Annotated in this window: 3 protein-coding genes; 1 reads left to right on the top strand and 2 read right to left on the bottom strand. The window is 67.7% G+C overall.

The window, feature by feature from the left end; genetic code table 11:
* Window positions 1-149: 149 nt before the first annotated feature.
* Complete coding sequence (locus tag ACFWPJ_RS27930; RefSeq protein WP_378855738.1) at window positions 150-1,352, bottom strand: lipid-transfer protein; 1,203 nt, start codon at window positions 1,350-1,352, stop codon at window positions 150-152.
* Window positions 1,336-1,767, bottom strand: coding sequence for a Zn-ribbon domain-containing OB-fold protein (locus ACFWPJ_RS27925; RefSeq protein WP_378855740.1), 432 nt, complete (start codon window positions 1,765-1,767; stop codon window positions 1,336-1,338). The genes ACFWPJ_RS27930 and ACFWPJ_RS27925 overlap by 17 nt, the downstream gene beginning before the upstream one ends.
* A 154-nt stretch (window positions 1,768-1,921) precedes the next feature.
* Between ACFWPJ_RS27925 and ACFWPJ_RS27920 the strand changes: the two genes are divergently transcribed.
* Window positions 1,922-2,698, top strand: a complete 777-nt coding sequence (locus ACFWPJ_RS27920; RefSeq protein ID WP_378855736.1) for a hypothetical protein — start codon at window positions 1,922-1,924, stop codon at window positions 2,696-2,698.
* The last annotated feature ends 829 nt before the right edge of the window (window positions 2,699-3,527 follow it).

Genomic DNA, 3,527 nt, shown 5'->3' with positions numbered 1-3,527 from the left:
CTGGGCGTTCGGCAATATCGGCGCGGGGGCGGGGGGCGGGGGGGGGCGGGGCGGGACTGGGAGCCACCCAGACACAGACTCCAAACCCACCCGCCCGTCCCCCCCCCCCCCCCCCACCACCTCTTCTCCCCCGGGCCCCCCCAGCCCCGTCAGCGGGTGGCGATGATTGCCGAGCCGTGGCCGAAGAGGCCTTGGTTCACCGCGATTCCCGCGCGCGCGTCGTCGACTTGGCGGCCCTCGGCCTGGCCGCGCAACTGCCATGTCAGCTCGCAGACCTGGGCGATCGCCTGCGCGGGAATCGCCTCACCGAAACAGGCCAGTCCGCCACTGGGGTTCACCGGCACGTGGCCACCCAGTGTCGTTGCGCCACTGCGCAACAGCTTCTCCGCGCCGCCCTTCTCGCAGAGTCCGATGTCCTCGTACCAGTCCAGCTCCAGCGCGGTGGACAGGTCATAGACCTCGGCGAAGGACAGGTCGGTGGGCCCGAGCCCGGCCTCTTCGTAGGCGGCGTACGCGACGGCGGAACGGAATTCGCGTGGCGGAACCTCGACGGCCACGGCGGAGTCCGTCGCGAAATCCGGGAGATCGAGCACCGTTTTCGGGAACGTCGGGGTGACTGTCGACAGTGCTCGGATGCGGACCGGATCGGTGACGCCGTGACGCCTCGCGTACTCCATCGATGTCAGCACCAGTGCCGCACCGCCGTCGCTGGTGGCGCAGATGTCGAGCAGCCGCAGCGGGTCCGAGACGATCGCCGAGGCGGCGACCTCCTCGGCCGACACTTCCTTGCGATAGCGGGCATACGGGTTGTTCAGGCCGTGGCGGGCGTTCTTCACCTTGACCGCGGCGAAATCGTCGAGCGTGGCGCCGTGCAACGCCATGCGCCGACGGGCATACAGCGCGAAGTAGATGGGGTTCGTCGCGCCGAGCAGGTGGAATCGCAACCAGTCGGGATCGTCGCGGCGTTCGCCGCCGACGGGCTGGAAGAAGCCCTTCGGGGTGGTATCGGCGCCGACTACCAGCGCCACGTCACACAACCCGGCCAGAATCTGGGCGCGCGCGTTGGCGATGGCCTGGGCACCGGAGGCGCAGGCGGCGTAGCTGCTCGAGATCCGCGCGCCGGTCCAGCCGAGTGCCTGGGCGAATGTCGCGCCCGAGACGAATCCGGGGTATCCGTTGCGGATCGTGTCGGCGCCGGCGATATAGCCGACGTCGCGGTGGTCCACCCCGGCATCGGCCAGTGCCGCGCGGGCCGCGACCAGCCCGTATTCGACGAAATTACGCCCCCACTTGCCCCACTGGTGCATGCCCGCACCGAGGACTGCGATATCGCGATCACTGGTCTCGGTCATCGACCGGCCTCCACATCCACACCGTGTGTTCCGCTTCCTCGTCCTCGTACAGCACGCCGAGGGTCAGTTCGACCGGCATGCCGACCGCCAGGTCATCCACCGTCAGGCCACGGACCACCTGGCCTAGAATCACCATCTGCTCGACCTCGAGCTCCACGGCCGCGACGACGTACGGCTCGAACGGATCTGGCGAGACATAGGGCGGGGGTGGCTTGTAGCGGGCGTCCGCGTACGACCAGATCCGGCCACGGGTGGAAAACAGGTACTCGGCGAGCTCGGAGCCGTCCTTGGGACCCGTGCACTGCGGGTTCCGGCAGGCCAGCGCGTTGCGCGGGAAATACGGTGTGCCGCAGGCAGTACAGCGACTTCCCTGCAGACGCACCGTGCCGTCGTCCGCGGTGAACCAGTCGGCCACGGCAGGGCGTTGTTCTTTCTGCACGAGCCCGACGGTATAGGAACACGTTCTACTTTGGGGCGGGAATCCGCTTCACGGGCACATCGGCAGAGGTACGGTGAGACCGGATTGAGGATGCGCTGGCATCCTCGAGTCGAGCTGGAGTACCACGACGATGGGCACCGAAGTCATTGAACCGCAGTCGATCCGCAACGTCACGATCGTCGGGGACCCCGAGGAGACGACACGGGTCGTCCACCGGCTGACCCGCCGTTTCGCCGGGACCGGGTCCGACACGGCAGCGACGGTCCACTGGACAACAGACCGCGTCGATCACACGATTCGTCTCACCGCGCTGTCGAGCCACGCGCCCATCGCGATGCTGGAGCGGTCCATCCGGGTAGCCGATGGGGTGGTCGCTGTCATGAACGCGGCGGTGCGGCGCGCCCCTCGACTCGAGACGATCCTGCGGGTGGCCGACGACCATCAGGTCGCACGGCTGTGCCTGGTGACCGGACTCGATCATCCCGCCGCGGACTTCGACCGCTGCGTCCGCACGATCGCAGATACGCACGGGGCGGTGCCGTTGACGCTGCAGATCCCGCACGGCATTGGTACCGGGTTTGCAGGCGTCGTCGATCTGGTCCCGATGGGGACGCTCGAACCGATGGGAGTCGAATTCTATGGCAGCCATTGGACAGTCGCCGAACAGCGGTACCGCAGCCTCGTGAACACGGTGATGGAACAACAGGACGGCGCCCTCGGCCCGCGAGAGATCCCACCCGAACAGTTATATGACCGCGTCCGCTGCCTCACCCACATCGGCGACGCCGCGCCCGTCCTGTGCGATGCGGCTCCGTGGAGTGATATCGGCCCGTTCCTGGACGCCATCATCCGATATCTGCCGTCTCCCCTGCATGTCTGTCAGCCGGAACACGCTCTCGACTATTGACGAAGGCTGACCGCATCCGACCTCGACGCATCAGGTGGCATCGGCGTCGCCGCCCTGCTTCCGCTCGCCAGGCCCGATTCTGCGCGGCATCACCCTCGGCCGAGCGGCCCTGGGCGCATCATCCGCACCGGCACGTCTCCGGCGCGACGCGCCGAGGTCGATGACGTTTTGCTCATGCTCGGCGTTCCCACCCGCCTGCGCCGCGGCGTCGGCCGACCACGAACCCGTTCCGCTCTGTAGCTCCGCGCGAGTTACCGGACGGGTAGGTGCCGGATCGTAAACAGCCTCAGGGAGCCAAGGCCGACGCCGAGCGTCGCCGACATCCTCCCGACCTCGCCGCGGCCGCCTCGGCAGCCGAACAACGTTCGATGCCCGGCCCTCGGCCTCGCCAGAACCACCCTCGGAGGCCTTCATCTCTTCTCACTTCCGCCGCAGCCGCTCCAGCGCATCGAATCGACTTCCGCCAGGTTCCCTCGCGAACCTGTCCCGGCTTCCTGGTCCGACATCGAACTAACCGCTGACAGGCGTCGCGACAGCCGTCGTTCCCACAACGGACAGTGCCTCGAACTTCGGCTTCGGTCTATCGATCACCTTCACATTCTGCATCAAAGCCCCCGTCACCCGCCTTCGACCCGGTGGGAGGCTTCCCCGGGGCACCTTGTGGGGCGGTGCCGAGACCCCGCGTCCAGACATCGCCGGCGTCATCGCCGAGGGCTGACGCCCCGCTGTGACGGCAATTACGCAGCGCCGTGCGTAATCGAAGACACCGCTGATCAGGGCGAATACGGGGTTCGGCGGGCGGTAGCGTCGATGTCATGCAGCTGAGAGC

Origin of the sequence: Nocardia sp. NPDC058497 (genome assembly GCF_042720195.1) — a bacterium.
In the GTDB taxonomy this organism is placed as follows: domain Bacteria; phylum Actinomycetota; class Actinomycetes; order Mycobacteriales; family Mycobacteriaceae; genus Nocardia.
The sequence above is the reverse complement of the archived record's forward strand: the minus strand, read 5'-3'. Positions and strand labels throughout refer to the sequence as shown.